This window comes from Frankia sp. CcWB3 (assembly GCF_977927595.1).
In genome coordinates, this window is record NZ_CDWRCK010000096.1 from 1 (window position 1) to 14,078 (window position 14,078).

Consider the following 14,078-nt stretch of genomic DNA (forward strand, 5'->3'; position numbering starts at 1 on the left):
CCCCATAAGGACGGCCCCGTCACGCTGGTCCAAGCCACTCGGCCGGCTAGAACTCGGCCGGCTCCTGCCCGGCCGGGCCGATATCGAGAGCATGCGCCGCCAGCCAGGCCGTGACCTGCTCGCGGGGATGACCGTTGCGGTGGTCGCGCTGCCGCTCGCGCTGGGATTCGGGGTCTCCTCCGGCCTCGGCGCGACCGCCGGGCTGGTGACGGCGATCGTGGCGGGTGCTCTCGCAGCGGTCTTCGGGGGGTCGAACCTGCAGGTGTCCGGGCCGACCGGCGCGATGACCGCCGTGCTCGTGCCGATCGTGCACCGGCACGGGCCGGCCGGTGTGCTGACCGTCGGGCTGCTCGCCGGGATGATCCTGCTCGCACTCGCAGTCCTGCGGGTCGGCCGCTCCGTGCGATATGTGCCGGCGCCCGTGGTGGAGGGATTTACCGTCGGCATCGCCGCGGTGATCTTCCTTCAGCAGGTTCCCCCGGCCCTGGGAGTACGCGCCCGGAACGGTGACCGGGTGACCAGCGTGGCCTGGGCGGCTGTAGCCGACTTCGTCCACCGGCCGCACTGGCTCGCACTTGCGCTCGCCGTCGGCGTCGCGGCGACGATGCTGGTCGGCGCCCGGCTGCGGCCCACGGTCCCGTTCTCGCTGCTCGCCGTGGCCCTCGCGACGGCCCTCGTCACGGCCCGCGGGTGGGACGTCACGACCCTCGGCGCGATCCCCGCCACCCTGCCCGGTCCCTCGCTCGGCTTCCTCGACATCACCGCGATCCCGACGCTCGCCACGGCCGCCGTCGCCGTGGCCGCGCTCGCCGCCCTGGAGAGCCTGCTCTCGGCCAGTGTCGCCGACGGGATGACCGTCGGCCAGAACCACGACCCCGACCGGGAGCTGTTCGGCCAAGGGCTGGCCAACCTTGCCGTCCCGCTGTTCGGCGGGGTGCCCGCCACCGGCGCGATCGCCCGCACCGCGGTCAACGTCCGCTCGGGTGCCTCGTCCCGGCTCGCCGCCCTCGCGCACGCCGTGGTCCTCGCCGGGGTGATGCTCGCCGCCGCCCCCCTGGTCGCGTGCATCCCGCTCGCGGCGCTCGCCGGTGTTCTGCTCGCCACGGCGGTGCGGATGGTCGAGGTCTCCTCGTTGCGCACCCTCGGCCGTGCGTCACACTCCGATGCCCTGGTCATGGCGCTGACCGCCGGGGCGACCCTCGCGCTCGACCTCGTCATCGCTGTCGTCCTCGGCCTCACGGTCACCGGCGCCCTCGCCCTGCGCGCGATCGCCCGAACCGCGCGGGTCGAGGAGGTGCCGCTGGACCCTGGCGATCATCACGATTCCGAACACGCGCTGCTCGCCGAGCACATCGTCGCCTACCGTATCAACGGCCCCCTGTTCTTCGCCGCCGCCCACCGCTTCCTGCTGGAGCTCACCGAGGTAGCCGACGTCGAGATCCTCATCCTCCGGCTGTCCCGGGTCAGCGCCGTCGACGGCACCGGCGCCCTCGTCCTGCGCGACGTCATCGACCGGCTCGAACACCGCGGCGTCAAGGTGTATGTGTCAGGGCTGCGACCCGAGCATGCCAAAGCGGTGGCCGCCGTCGGTCTGGTGGACCGGCTACGCGGCCAGGGACGCCTGTTCGACTCCACCCCGTCGGCCATCCAGGCCGCCCGGGACCATCTCCACCACACCGGCGCCCTGGCTGCCGTCCCCACCGACCTGAGCCGGCGCGGCGTCAGCCGCGGTCGCGCGGCTCGCAACGCAGCTCGCCCCGCAGGGGACTCTGGTCCCACCGACCGGAGGCGGCGATCGACATGACGGATGTGCCCCAGGCAGGAATCGGACCTGCGGCCTACCGCTTAGGAGGCGGTCGCTCTATCCACTGAGCTACTGGGGCCGGCGAGGGACATCGAGTCTGGCTCGTGCAACAGATCATACGGGGTCGCGGAGCGGCCGGCCCGGGGGACACCATGGATCCCGCTCGGCAGGGCATCCGCACACCGTCCACAGCCCGCCGACACGCTCGATCTACTGCAACGACCGATTATTACCGAAGGCTCATGACAGCCATCGAGGACCGTGGCCGCCCGGCACTGTGTACCGGCGCGGCGCGGCGCGATCAGCCGAACTGCTCGGCCATCTCGACGAGTTCCTTGCATTTCGGACAGATCGGGAAACGCGAGGGGTCCCGCACCGGTTCGAACTTGTAGCCGCACAACGCCGTAACCCGGCCACCCTCGATGGACGCACGAACGATCTCCTCACGACGGGCGTAGTGAGAGTGATCGTCACCTTCGTCCGTCTGGGTGTTCGATGTCTCAGGCGCGATCTGAGTCGTGCTCATGGCGTCAAGTCTAGTGCCGCGGGCGCCGATGCCGGCCCTGGGTGCAAGCCCGCGCGCGGGACGGGTGCCGCACGAGGACACGCCGCCGGACCGAAGCCATGGAACACGTCGTGGAACACCGACCCCGGTCCGCGGGAAGGGGGCGACGGGACATCGAAACCGGCCGGCTGGCATGGCCTTCGGGGGGCAGATGGCTCTTGTGACTCCCGGACGGGGCGTACCCTGGATAAGGACGAAGGAGACCGGTGACTGGATTGATCGACAGTACCGAGATGTACCTCCGAACCCTGTACGAGCTGAGGGAGGAGGGCATCCCCCCGCTGCGCGCGCGTCTGGTGGAGCGCCTGCATGTCAGCGCGCCGGCCGCGAGCGAGTCGACGGCTCGCCTGGCCAACGAGGGGCTGGTGTCCCTCGCCGACGACCGGACCGTGCAGTTCACGGAGAAGGGCCTGCTGCGGGCCACCGCCGTCATGCGCAAGCACCGTTTGGCCGAGCTGCTGCTCACGAAAGTCATTGGGTTGGACTGGGCGCTGGTACACAACGAGGCCTGCCGGTGGGAGCATGTAATCTCCGATGAGGTCGAGGCGCGCCTCACCGTCCTGCTCGGCGATCCAAATCGCTGCCCGTTCGGTAACGAGATCCCGCCTTCCCGGCAGCACCACACCACGGCGCGGCCGACCTCCGCCCCGGTGAGCCTACTGGCGTCGGCCGACTTCGCATCGTCCGGCGGTGGCAGGCCGGTCACGGTGAGCTGGATCTCCGAGCGGTTGCAGACGGACGAAAGCATCATGCGCCGGCTTCAGGACGCCGCGATCGTCCCCGGCGCGCAGATCACGCCGGGCTCCCGCGGCAACCTGATCCACATCGTCACCCCCAACGGCCAGACCAACGCGGAGATCAGCCGTAGCACCGCGGCTCTCGTCTACGTCGACCGCTGACCCGTCGCCCACGGCACCGTCGCCGTCGCCGTCCTGATCGCTTCCGCCGACGGCCGATGGTGTCACGCTCCCGGCCGCACGCCCCCTCGGAAGCTCGACCACCAGATCTTCTCCACCCTGACCACCTCCCCGGTCCGCGGAGCGTGGATCATCTTCCCGCCCCCGATATAGATCCCGACATGATCAAGATCGGCATAGAAGAAGACGAGATCACCGGGAATGAGACCCGCCCGGTCCACGCGGCGCCCCTCATTCCATTGTGATCCGGTGTAGTGGCTCAGCGAGACCCCGGCCTTCCCCCAGACCCACTGCGTCAGGCCCGAGCAGTCGAAGGACTTCGGCCCCGCCGCGGCCCACACGTAGGGCTTGCCCAGCTGGGCGTATGCCTCCTGCACCGCGCGCGACGCGCCACCGCCGCCCGTCGGCGGGGTGGGTGCCGGGGTAGTCGGGGCCGGGGCGAATGCCCGGCCCGCGGCCGCAGCCGCGGCCGACTCCTTCCGATAACGGACCCGTTCGGCCGCGGCCTTCCTGGCCGCCGACGCCGCAGCGGCGGCCTGCGCCGCCCTGCGGGCCCGCGCGGCGGCGGCCTGACGTTCCCTGGCCTGCCGTTCCAGCAATGCGTAGCGGGATTCGAGCCGCTGCAGCAGACTGCGCTGTTCGGCGGCGGACGCCTCGATGGACCGCTTCCGCGCGGCGAGCCGCATGACGATCTTCCTCTTGCCCGCGAGTGCCATGTCATCGCTCCGGCGTGCCTCGGTGAGATCCCGACGCGCGAGCCGCAGGCCGGTGTCCGCCACCCGTTGCCGGCGGGCCAGCGCATCGACCGCACCGGCCCGGTCGAGTACCTGTCGGGGGTCGCCGGTCAGCAGCAACGACAGTTGCCCGAATCCCCCGGCCCGATCCGCCGACACCGCCAACCCCCGATGTTTGTCCGCGGCCTGCCGTACAGCATCGTCAGCACGGTCGACCCGCCCGGCCGCGGCGGCCGCGGCCCGCTCGGCCTCGGCCAGCCGAATACGTTCGGCGTTGAACACCTCGGTGGCAATCGCCGTCTGACGCATGGATTCGTCCAACCGTACCCGGGTACCGTTGATCTCCGCCTGCAGACTCTCCGGGCTTCCCGGGCTTCCCGGGGCCGACCCGGAGGCCGGAGTCGCCGGCGCCGCCCAGGCGGATCCGGCAAACCCCCAGACAACCGGAGGCCCGGCGACGAGAATGCCGACCAGTCCGAGAACAATGGGCGCTCCGGCTTTCGGGCGCCATCCGGTCGGATCGTTCCCGGTCGGCTGGGGACCGTCGGTCGGGCCGGCGGCGGGAGTCTGCCTTGCGACGTGTTTCGAAGTTCGCTGGCCGAACCGGGATGGCGGGACAGCACGGGGACGGCGGGGCCCGGGGCGCGGTTCGCCGGCGCTATGCCAGCCCTCCGTGGGGACACTGCTCACACTGCCGGATGGTAACTCTATGCAGTTATACAGTCATGGAAGCACGCCGTGACGAGCGGAGAGTCTCCAAGTGCCCACCGCCAGCCGACGAGATCGGGTCACAGGCCACCCAATTTAGCGATTTCACACGTCAGAAACAGCTAAGACATAGGTCGGGAACAGATCTTGCCGACTCTTCGGACCCGAGGATCCGGGACGAGCGCAGCGTGGCCGGGGACCGGGTGAGCGCAGTCCGCGCATCGCGCGGGGAATGACAGGAGAGACATGGACAAATTGAATTCGGGCGATACCGCGTGGATGCTTATCAGTTCCGCGATCGTGCTGTTCATGACGCCCGGACTGGCGTTCTTCTACGGTGGCATGGTCCGAGCGAAGAACGTGCTCGGAATGATCATGCAGAATTTTTTCTGCATCGGGATCGTCACGCTGATCTGGTCGGCCATCGGGTTCAGCGTCGCATTCGGCGCGGGTAACGGCTTCTGGGGCGGATTCGACTTCTTCGCGCTCCAGGACCTCTCCGGCAGCGACGGCGCGATCCCGTACGTCGTGTTCGTCGCCTTCCAGCTGATGTTCGCGATCATCACGCCCGCCCTCATCACCGGCGCGATCGCCGATCGGATGAAGTTCAGCGCCTTCGCGATCTTCATCCCGCTCTGGTCGCTGCTGGTCTACTCGCCGATCGCACACTGGGTGTGGGCGAGCAAGGGCTGGTTGTTCGAGCGCGGCGCGTTGGACTTCGCGGGCGGCACGGTCGTCCACGCCAACGCCGGTATCGCGGCGATCGTGCTGGCGCTGGTCCTCGGCAAGCGGGCCGGTTGGCCGACCGGCGACTTCCGTCCCCATAACGTCCCGTTCGTTCTCCTGGGCACCGGCATCCTGTGGGTCGGATGGTTCGGGTTCAACGCGGGTTCCGCGCTGGGCGCCAACAAGGTCGCCGGGTACGCCCTGCTCAACACCCAGATCGCGACCGGCGTCGCGATCCTCGGATGGCTCGCGGCCGAGCAGCTGCGCGACGGCAAGGCGACCACCCTGGGAGCCGCGTCCGGCGCGGTCGCGGGTCTGGTAGCCATCACCCCGGCCTGTGGTTTCGTCTCTCCGATGGGTTCGATCGCCGTCGGCGGCATCGCTGGCGTCGTCTGCGCCCTGGCCACCTCGATCAAGGGCAAGGTCGGCATCGACGACTCGCTCGACGTCGGTGCGGTCCACCTGGTCGGCGGTGTGCTCGGCGCTCTGCTGACTGGCCTCTTCGCCACTGTCGACACGAACGAGGCCGGCAAGGACGGCGTCTTCTACGGCGGCCCGTGGAGCGTCTTCGGGGAGCAGGCGCTCGCCGTTGGCGCGACGCTGGGCTACTCGGCCGTCGTGACGGCAATCATCGCTCTCGCCCTGAAGTACACCATCGGTCTCCGGCTGAACGCCGACGACGAGATCGCCGGCATGGACGAGGCGTTGCACGGGGAGACGGCGTACCGCTTCACGTCCATCGGCGGTAGCGGCTCGCTGCCCACGAGCAGCATCAGCCCCGTCAAGGTGCCCGAGGAGGCCCAGGCATGACCAAGCTCGTCACCGCCGTCATCAAGCCGTTCAAGGTCGACGACGTGAAGGCGGCGCTCGAGACCCTGGGCGTGCACGGACTGACGATCTCCGAGGTCCAGGGCTACGGCCGGCAGAAGGGCCACACCGAGGTCTACCGCGGCGCCGAGTACAAGGTCGACTTCGTGCCGAAGATCAAGATCGAGGTGGTCGTCGCGGACGGGGCGGTCGACGATCTGGTCGCGGCGATCACGTCGTCGGCGCAGACCGGCAAGATCGGCGACGGCAAGATCTGGGTCGTTCCGGTCGAGTCGGTGGTACGGGTCCGTACCGGCGAGCGGGGGGCGGACGCGCTGTAGTAGTGCCGGGCGTGGCAACGCCACCGCGGCACGGCTCCACCGCACCACCCGACTCCATCCATCACCGTTACCACGCACCACCCGGCACCACGCACCACCCGCGACACCACCCGATCCGGCACCACCCGAGACCACAGTTGCGCTGGTGCGCGTTTCTGTGTCCTCGGCTCGGCGCTCCGCTGGCCGTGATCGATCCAGATTCGAGATCGATCACGGCCAGACGGCCGAACGGAGGAGGACAGCCATGACGGACCGCCTGGAGATCCTCAAGGGCCGCTCCGAGCGCCTGCCCACGGCGACCGGCCCACGGCTGCGCCGCATCCTCACCGACCTCGCCGACCATGCCCTAGTCGACCTGTTCGGCGATCCCGGGCCGGGAATGGCCCTAGTGGCCGTCGGCGGCTACGGACGCGCGGAGCCCGCGTTCGGCAGCGATCTCGACCTCGTCCTCGTCCACGACGGCAAACAGAACGACATCTCCGCCGTCGCCGACGCGGTCTGGTATCCGCTGTGGGATTCGGGGGTGGGCCTCGATCACAGCGTGCGCACCGTCGACGAGGCCATCATGGTGGCCGACGGTGACCTCAAGGCCGCGCTCGGCCTGCTCGACGCCCGCCACGTCGCGGGTGACGCGACGCTGGCCACGCAACTCGCCCAGCGGGCTCGCGCCCGGTGGCGGTCCCATGCCCCGAAACGACTGCCCGAGCTCGCCGAGGCCGTCGCGGAACGGGCCGCCCGGCTCGGTGAGGTCGCGTTCCTGCTCGAACCCGACCTGAAGGAATCCCGCGGCGGACTACGTGACGTCCATGCCCTGCACGCCCTCGCGGCGGCCTGGGTCGCCGAGTCCCCCTCCGAGCGGGTAACCGCCGCCGGTCAGGTGCTGCTCGATGCCCGCGGCGAGATCCGCCGGCTGAGCCGGGGACGAGCCCACGATCGGCTCCTGCTCCAGGACTCCGAGGCGGTCGCCACCATGCTCGGCTACGCCGACGCGCTCGCGCTCGCGCACGCGGTCGCCGACGCCGGACGCGCCATCTCCTGGACCTGGGACACCACCTGGTACCGGGTCGCGGCCGGCCTGCGGTCGGTGGCGCGGTGGCGCGGTGGCGGCCGGCGGCCAGCCCGCCGCCCCCTCGGCGAAGGGGTGGTCGACCAGGACGGCGAGGTCCAGCTCGCCCGGGACGTCGATCCGGCGAAGGACCCGGTCCTGGTGCTGCGGGCCGCCGCCGCGGCCGCACGAAGCGGGCTCCCGCTGGGCCGCTACGCCGTCGACCGGCTGGCCCGGGAGGCTCCACCGATGCCCGACCCCTGGCCTGACGCCGCCCGTGACGCGCTGGTCACGCTGCTGGCCACCGGCGACGCGGCCGTGGGGGTGCTGGAATCCCTCGACCAGGTGGGGCTGCTCGTCCGGCTCATCCCGGAGTGGGCGGCGGTGCGCAGCAGACCACAACGCAATCCCTACCACCGTTACACCGTCGACCGGCATCTGATGGAGGCCGCGGCGCGGGCCGCCGCGCACACCCGCGAGGTGGACCGGCCGGATCTGTTGCTGCTCGGCGCCCTCCTGCACGACATCGGTAAGGGCTTCTCCGGCGACCATACCGACGCGGGCATCGTGCAGATCGAACGGATCGGCCCGCGGCTGGGCCTGCCGCCCGAGGACGTTGACGTGCTTGTCGCCATGGTCCGCCACCACCTGCTTCTCGGCGAGGCCGCGACCAGGCGGGACATCGACGATCCCGGGACAATCGAGAGCGTCGCCGCGTCCGCCGGCAGCGTGCGGATCCTCACCCTGCTGCACCGACTGACCGAAGCCGACTCCCGGGCCACCGGCCCGACCGCGTGGAACGCCTGGAAGGCGCGGCTGATCGGTGACCTCGTCGAGCGGGCCCGGGCCGTCCTCGGCGGCGAGCGGGTCCCGTGTCCCCCGCACCTCGACGATCGGCAGCGTGGTCTGCTCGCGCTGCCCGACGAGCACGTCGTCCAGGTCAATCCGCTGCCGAACGAGGGCATGTTCGAGATCGTGGTGGTCAGCGCCGACCACGTCGGACTGCTGGCGATCATCGCTGGTGTCCTTGCGCTGAACCGGTTGGACATCCGGCGGGCCTCGGCCCGGAGGAACGGCGGTCGGGCGCTGCTGCAGGCCGCCGTGGCCGCGCCGCACGGACGGGTACCGGAGCCGGCGCGGCTGCTCGCCGACCTGCGGGCCGCGCTCGCCGGCACCCTCGACGTCGCCGGTCGGCTCGCCGCCCGGGAACGCGACTACGCCGGGGCCAAGCGGTGGACCACGCCCGGCGCACCTCAGGTGATCTTCGATGACGACCTGGGATCGATGACCGTGATCGAGGTACGCGCCCCCGACCAGGCCGGCGTGCTGTACCGGATCGTACGGGCGCTGTCCGGGTTGCGCCTCGATGTCGCCACCGCCATCGTCGCGACCCTCGGACTAGACGTGGTGGACGCCTTCTACGTGCGGGAGGCCGATGGTGGTCCGGTGGCGGACGGCGGACGGCGCCGTGAGATCGCGGACGCGATCCTCGCGGCCCTGGGACCGATGGAACCCATGGACCGCGCGGAACCGGCCGGCCGGACCACACAGACGTGATCCAGCCCGCCGGGATCCGCTCGGACCAAGCGTCAGCACCGTCGTGGGAGACGCTATGATGAGCAGGCACGTTGGGAGGCTTCGCCTAGTCCGGTCTATGGCGCCGCACTGCTAATGCGGTTGGGGGCATACACCCCCTCCGGGGTTCAAATCCCCGAGCCTCCGCATCGACCAGGCGTTTTGAACGTACGTTCGAGACGCCTGGACAATTTCAAGATCATGCATCTCTAGTCGGCGGCAGTGGCCTCGGCGGGACCACGGACGGGCGAGTCGAAACGAGGGAATCCCACGGGCCGGAGCCGTCACAGGTCATCTTCGACGGGGGCTGTCTGGTCTTTGTGGGCGCCGCGCATGGTGGGGAAGAGGACGACATCGCGGAGAGTCGGGGCGTCGGTGAGCAGGGCAACGAACCGGTCGATGCCGAGCCCGAGGCCGGACATCGGGGGCATCCCGTATTCCATGGCCTCGATGAAGTCCTCTTCGAGCATCATGGTCTCGTCGTCACCGGCCTCCCGCAGCGCGGCCTGTTCCTCAAGCCGCTGCCGCTGTTCGGCGGGGTCGACGAGTTCGGAGTAGGCCTTGACGATCTCCACGCCGTTCACCACGACCTGGAACATGTCAAGCGCGGTGGGATCGGTGTCGCTGCGCCGGGCCAGCGGGACTAGTTCCGCTGGGTGGTGCACGAGGAAGCACGGCTGGACGAGATCGGGTCGGACCGTCTTCTTGTAGAGCAAGTCTACCAGGCCGGCGTAGGACGGGGAGGTCCCGACGTCCAGGCCGAGTTCGGCCACCCGGGCGCGCAGAGTGGGAAGATCACGGACGACGGTGAGGTCGATGCCGGTGTACCGCTCCACCTCGGCCCGGTAGTCGATCTCCGGCCAGTCGGTGCCGAAGTCGAGCTTGACACCCTCGTAGGTAACCGCCCGGGTGCCGAGGACGTCGTCGAGGACCGTGAGGATCAGTTCGCGGACGAAGGCCATGTTGTCGTGGTAGTCCCAGTAGGCGGCGTACCACTCCAGCATCGTGAACTCCTGGAGGTGCGAGGAGTCCATGCCTTCGTTGCGGAAGTTGCGGCCGAGTTCGTAGACGCGGTCGTAGGCGCCGACGACGATCCGCTTGAGATAGGTCTCGGGGGAGATCCGCAGGTAGAAGTCCTCACCGAGGGCGTTATGCCTGGTGATGAACGGGCGGGCCGCGGCGCCGGACCCTGCCTCTTGCAGCATCGGGGTTTCGACTTCGAGGAAGTCGTTGTCGTCAAGGAAACGCCGAATCCGCCTGATGATGTTCGCTCTGGTCTGGAAGCGTTCCCGGGACTCGGCGTTGACGAGCAGGTCGAGGTAGCGGCGGCGGTAGCGGGCCTCGACGTTGGACAGGCCCTGCCACTTGTCCGGAAGGGCACGCACGGTCCGGTTCAGCACCGTCATCTCGGAGATGGCGACGGTCCGTTCGCCGCGGCGGGTGGTGTAGAGGCTGCCGGCGACCCCGACGAAGTCGCCGATCTTCACAGCCCGGGACCATTCCTTGACGACCTCGGCACCCAGATCGGTCTTGGACAGGGAAACCTGCACCCGGCCGCTACGGTCCTGGAGATGCCCGAAGATCAGCCCGCCCATACGGCGCCACAGGACCACGCGGCCGGCGAGACGGACAGCCGTCCCGTCGGGAGCGGCTGCGGCATCGGCCGCGACCGCGTCGGTCCGGTAGCCGGACCGCGGCCCCGCCACCTCGGTTACCCCGGACTCCTCGATCGACATCAACACACCCTCTTGCCGCAGAAAGCACCAGCTAGCCACGAGGGTGGCGTTGCGTGAACGCTCCCGGGCGGGCCAGGCGACGGACCGCCATCCTGTAGATGACTGCTCCAGAGATGACTGCTCCAGCCTACCGACCCTCAGCGAACCACAGCCGGCGTAGGTCATCCTGATAGTGGTCGATTGTGGCTTCCGCGAGATGCCGGGCACGGCCAGCTCCATGATCGCGAAACGCTCGGACGCCGACGCCGCCAGGGGCGGCAGGGCTTGTTCCTTTGACGGCGGGTATCACGATTGGTGGCGGGTATCACGACAGTCAAACGCTCTTCTGCGCCTTGTTTTGTTCACATCCGTCCGGAAATGTTCTCCGATGGGTTGGGTGTGACCGGGTTGGGTTCGACAGGTTGAGGTGAATAGGGTGGTCATCGCGTGAAGGTGCTGCTCTACACCGACACAGCCGGCCGTGGGGGCGCCGAGATCAGCCTGGGCAATCTCGCGGCGGCGGCGGATCCGGGCCTGGACGTCCAGGTTGCCGGTTCCGACGCCGGGCTGGTCGAATGGGTCGCCGGCCGTCGGCGCGGCGGCGCGTCCGTCCATGTCGTGCGCGGGGGGACTGGCGCGCACGTGCGGCTGCTGCGCCGGGTATGCCCCGACGTCCTGCACGTCAACCGGTGTGTGCCGTGGGCGTGCGCGCCGATGCTGGCCGCCGGTCTGGCGGCCGGAGTGGCCGGTTGCGATTTGCGGGTCGTCGCCGTCGATCAGCTTCCGCTGCGGACGACTGACCTGCCGCTGCTCCTGCGGACCAGGGCGCTGTCGCGGCGGGCGGACGCTCGGGTCGCCGTGGGAGCCGGCAGCGCGCGACGGGTGGAGGACTTCTACGTCCTGGGACGCGGTTCGGTGTGCAGCATCCCGAATGGTGTCCCCGACCTCGGCGCCCCGCCGCACCGGCCGGCCAGGCCGGGCCCGATGGTGGTAGGTAGCCTCGGCCGGCTCGATCGGATGAAGGGCTATGACGTGCTCATCGCCGCTCTGGCCACGATGGACGGGGCGAACGTGGTTGTCGTCGGTGACGGGGCCGAGCGCCGCCAGCTGATCGAGCTCGCGGCGGCCAGCGGGGTGGCCGACCGGTTCGCCCTCGCCGGCTGGTCCGACGCGGCGCGCGGCGCCCTAGCCGGCTTCGACGTCTTCTGCCTGCCGTCCAGGACGGAGGGCTTTCCGCTGACGATCGTCGAGGCGATGCTATCCAGGCTGCCGGTGGTGGCGACAGCGGTCGGCGGCGTCCCCGAAGCAGTGATCGACGGCGAGACCGGGCTGCTCGTGCCCGCTGGCGACCCGGCCGCCCTGGCCGCTGCGCTGTGCCGGTTGCGGGATGATCCGCTCCTGCGCCACCGGCTGGGGGAACGGGCACGGCAGGCGGCCGTGAGCACCTTCACCGACCGCCAGATGGCCCGCGCCTACCTCACGCTCTGGGAACGGTGCCGCTCGCAGCCGCGGGCCTCTCGCCTGCGGCCCGAACCGCCGCGCCCATGACCTTGAACTGACCGCGAATTCGGGAACTGACGGAAATCTACGAACTGACCACACATCCAGCTCAGGCTTCGCCGGACCTCGTGCCCGGACCAGACCCCGCTCCGGCTCAGTGTGGCTCTCCAGTGGCGTCCGGCAGGCCGCGGCGCGCCAATGCCATCAGCTCCGGCCAGGCGGCCCGCAGGTTGCGGCGCAGCGCGGGCGCCTGCGCGAGAACGGTGCGGAGCACATCGGCGAGACGCTCGCCAGCACAGGCCTGGGCGGGTTCGAGTTCACACCATGCCGGCAGCCTCGCGCTTTCCAGCAGGCCCGAGAACTTGTCCTGGTAGCCGACCGCCAGAGGGGGGACACCCTGGCTGATCGCCGCAACCGCCAGATGCATCCGACCGGTGAGGACCATGTCCACCGCACCTACGAGTGCCTTGGCTCCGGCCGGTCCGGCGTCGGTGTGCAGCACGTGGGCACGTCCGGGTTCCCGCTCGTCCAGCCGGCGGTGCAGCCGCTCGGCGAGCATCAGATCGCCTTGTTCCCCGCGCCGGTCGTGCGGGATCAGCAGCCACGACGTGCCGGCCGACCCGGCATCGCCCAGCCCGTCCACGTACCCGTCGAACAGCCCGGGAACCCGGCCCGCTACCAGATGGTTGATGTTCACTGCGCCCACCCGGCGGCCGTCGGCGCGCTGCCGGTCCAGCCATGCCCGCGCCGGCGCCCCACCGGGCTGGTGGAGATCCGGCTCGAGCAGGAAAGCCAGCTCGGCGACCAGTTCGGCGGTGATGCCGAGCGTAGCCAGCCGGGCCTGGGAGTGCGGGTCCCGCGCGCACACCCGCACATGTCCGCTCAGGCAACGCAGCGCGCGGGCTGCGGCCAGATCTGCCTGTGCCCGCCAGCTGTGCCCCAGCAGGGTGACCTGGGCGCCGGCGTGTAGGCTCAGCGCGGCCAGCTACGCGTAGCGGACCGTGAGCTCGGCACCGTAGGCTCCGTCCAGGATGTCCGCACCGAGGATGTGGACCTCGGTGACCGATGCGAGCAGCGGGACCATGCCCAGCCACGCATCCCAGGCGGCCGCGCCCCGTGCCAGCAGCACCGGTTCCAGATCTCCTGCGGGAGCCGTCCCCAGCGTGCGCTGCCAGGATGGGGCGCCGACGTCAACGTAGCGGCAGTACGCACCGTGCCGGGCCGCAAGCGCCGCCCAGGCGACACGCATCATGGCCTCATCCCCGAGGCTGCCCCAACCGGCCGGTGGCACCAGCAGGGCTGCCGGCTGAGCGCCGCCCGCCCGCAGCTCCGTCGGGGGCCACCCCCGCTCGCCGGCAAGGTCCCGGAGCAGGGTGGCAGGGCCGCACCCGGCGCTACCCTCGTAGCTGCCACTTTCAGGAACGATTCGCCCCGGCCTGTGAGCGGCCTCGTCACCAACCACAGAGAACACCCTTCCGTCATCCCCGCCCGATTCATCGAGGAGTACCTACCCAATACCTGTGAGTGATGACTGGCGTTGCGCCACTCGCGTTATCCTGACCCGGCCGGGTAGCGATCAGGTACGGCTGATGGGGACGTTTCGGGTATGACTGGCGGGGACGTTCTTGAGGATCTGGATCT

Annotated in this window: 11 protein-coding genes and 2 tRNA genes; 7 read left to right on the forward strand and 6 right to left on the reverse strand. The window is 70.1% G+C overall.

Going from position 1 to position 14,078, the window contains the following annotated elements:
* The first annotated feature begins 4 nt into the window (after nt 1-4).
* Complete coding sequence (locus ACY5KJ_RS09640) at nt 5-1,804, forward strand: SulP family inorganic anion transporter (protein ID WP_462203217.1); 1,800 nt, start codon at nt 5-7, stop codon at nt 1,802-1,804.
* A gap of 6 nt (nt 1,805-1,810) precedes the next feature.
* Here the strand turns inward: ACY5KJ_RS09640 and ACY5KJ_RS09645 are convergent.
* Together ACY5KJ_RS09645 and ACY5KJ_RS09650 are read right to left on the reverse strand one after the other, a co-directional pair.
* Nucleotides 1,811-1,883 (reverse strand) — tRNA-Arg (locus ACY5KJ_RS09645).
* Nucleotides 1,884-2,105: 222 nt separating this feature from the next.
* Nucleotides 2,106-2,330, reverse strand: coding sequence for a DUF3039 domain-containing protein (locus ACY5KJ_RS09650; protein WP_023839854.1), 225 nt, complete (start codon nt 2,328-2,330; stop codon nt 2,106-2,108).
* A gap of 245 nt (nt 2,331-2,575) precedes the next feature.
* Here ACY5KJ_RS09650 and ACY5KJ_RS09655 point away from each other — a divergent pair, with 245 nt between their 5' ends.
* A complete protein-coding gene (locus ACY5KJ_RS09655; RefSeq protein WP_462188005.1) occupies nt 2,576-3,268 on the forward strand; it encodes a metal-dependent transcriptional regulator in 693 nt (230 codons plus the stop codon).
* Between the two features lie 62 nt (nt 3,269-3,330).
* On the opposite strand, the gene ACY5KJ_RS09660 is transcribed toward ACY5KJ_RS09655, so the two are convergent.
* Nucleotides 3,331-4,329, reverse strand: a complete 999-nt coding sequence (locus ACY5KJ_RS09660; RefSeq protein WP_462188004.1) for a C40 family peptidase — start codon at nt 4,327-4,329, stop codon at nt 3,331-3,333.
* Between the two features lie 645 nt (nt 4,330-4,974).
* Between ACY5KJ_RS09660 and ACY5KJ_RS09665 the strand changes: the two genes are divergently transcribed.
* The 4 genes from ACY5KJ_RS09665 (at nt 4,975) to ACY5KJ_RS09680 (ending at nt 9,369) form a co-directional block, all read left to right on the forward strand.
* Nucleotides 4,975-6,264 carry an ammonium transporter gene (locus tag ACY5KJ_RS09665; RefSeq protein WP_462203213.1) on the forward strand — a complete coding sequence of 430 codons (1,290 nt, stop codon included), beginning with the start codon at nt 4,975-4,977 and terminating at the stop codon, nt 6,262-6,264.
* Nucleotides 6,261-6,602: a P-II family nitrogen regulator gene (locus ACY5KJ_RS09670; protein ID WP_011434886.1), complete on the forward strand. Its 342-nt coding sequence runs from the start codon at nt 6,261-6,263 to the stop codon at nt 6,600-6,602. The genes ACY5KJ_RS09665 and ACY5KJ_RS09670 overlap by 4 nt, the downstream gene beginning before the upstream one ends.
* 244 nt (nt 6,603-6,846) lie before the next feature.
* Nucleotides 6,847-9,204 carry a [protein-PII] uridylyltransferase gene (locus tag ACY5KJ_RS09675; protein WP_462203214.1) on the forward strand — a complete coding sequence of 786 codons (2,358 nt, stop codon included), beginning with the start codon at nt 6,847-6,849 and terminating at the stop codon, nt 9,202-9,204.
* 74 nt (nt 9,205-9,278) lie between these two features.
* Nucleotides 9,279-9,369 (forward strand) — tRNA-Ser (locus ACY5KJ_RS09680).
* Nucleotides 9,370-9,506: 137 nt separating this feature from the next.
* Here the strand turns inward: ACY5KJ_RS09680 and lysS are convergent.
* Nucleotides 9,507-10,958: a lysine--tRNA ligase gene (lysS, locus tag ACY5KJ_RS09685; protein WP_462189298.1), complete on the reverse strand. Its 1,452-nt coding sequence runs from the start codon at nt 10,956-10,958 to the stop codon at nt 9,507-9,509.
* Between the two features lie 426 nt (nt 10,959-11,384).
* Between lysS and ACY5KJ_RS09690 the strand changes: the two genes are divergently transcribed.
* Nucleotides 11,385-12,485: a glycosyltransferase gene (locus tag ACY5KJ_RS09690; protein ID WP_462203215.1), complete on the forward strand. Its 1,101-nt coding sequence runs from the start codon at nt 11,385-11,387 to the stop codon at nt 12,483-12,485.
* A 106-nt stretch (nt 12,486-12,591) separates the two neighbouring features.
* Here ACY5KJ_RS09690 and ACY5KJ_RS09695 read toward each other — a convergent pair whose 3' ends face one another.
* Both ACY5KJ_RS09695 and ACY5KJ_RS09700 read right to left on the reverse strand, forming a co-directional pair.
* Nucleotides 12,592-13,422 carry a polysaccharide pyruvyl transferase family protein gene (locus ACY5KJ_RS09695; protein WP_462189329.1) on the reverse strand — a complete coding sequence of 277 codons (831 nt, stop codon included), beginning with the start codon at nt 13,420-13,422 and terminating at the stop codon, nt 12,592-12,594.
* Nucleotides 13,423-13,908: a hypothetical protein gene (locus ACY5KJ_RS09700; RefSeq protein ID WP_462203216.1), complete on the reverse strand. Its 486-nt coding sequence runs from the start codon at nt 13,906-13,908 to the stop codon at nt 13,423-13,425.
* Nucleotides 13,909-14,078: the final 170 nt, after the last annotated feature.

Bases quoted from the DNA above. Each gene is read 5' to 3' on its own strand.
- ACY5KJ_RS09670 (WP_011434886.1), top strand. From the start codon at position 6,261: ATGACCAAGCTCGTCACCGCCGTCATCAAGCCGTTCAAGGTCGACGAC.
- ACY5KJ_RS09665 (WP_462203213.1), top strand. From the start codon at position 4,975: ATGGACAAATTGAATTCGGGCGATACCGCGTGGATGCTTATCAGTTCC.
- ACY5KJ_RS09660 (WP_462188004.1), bottom strand. From the start codon at position 4,329: ATGCGTCAGACGGCGATTGCCACCGAGGTGTTCAACGCCGAACGTATT.
- lysS (WP_462189298.1), bottom strand. From the start codon at position 10,958: ATGTCGATCGAGGAGTCCGGGGTAACCGAGGTGGCGGGGCCGCGGTCC.
- ACY5KJ_RS09650 (WP_023839854.1), bottom strand. From the start codon at position 2,330: ATGAGCACGACTCAGATCGCGCCTGAGACATCGAACACCCAGACGGAC.
- ACY5KJ_RS09675 (WP_462203214.1), top strand. From the start codon at position 6,847: ATGACGGACCGCCTGGAGATCCTCAAGGGCCGCTCCGAGCGCCTGCCC.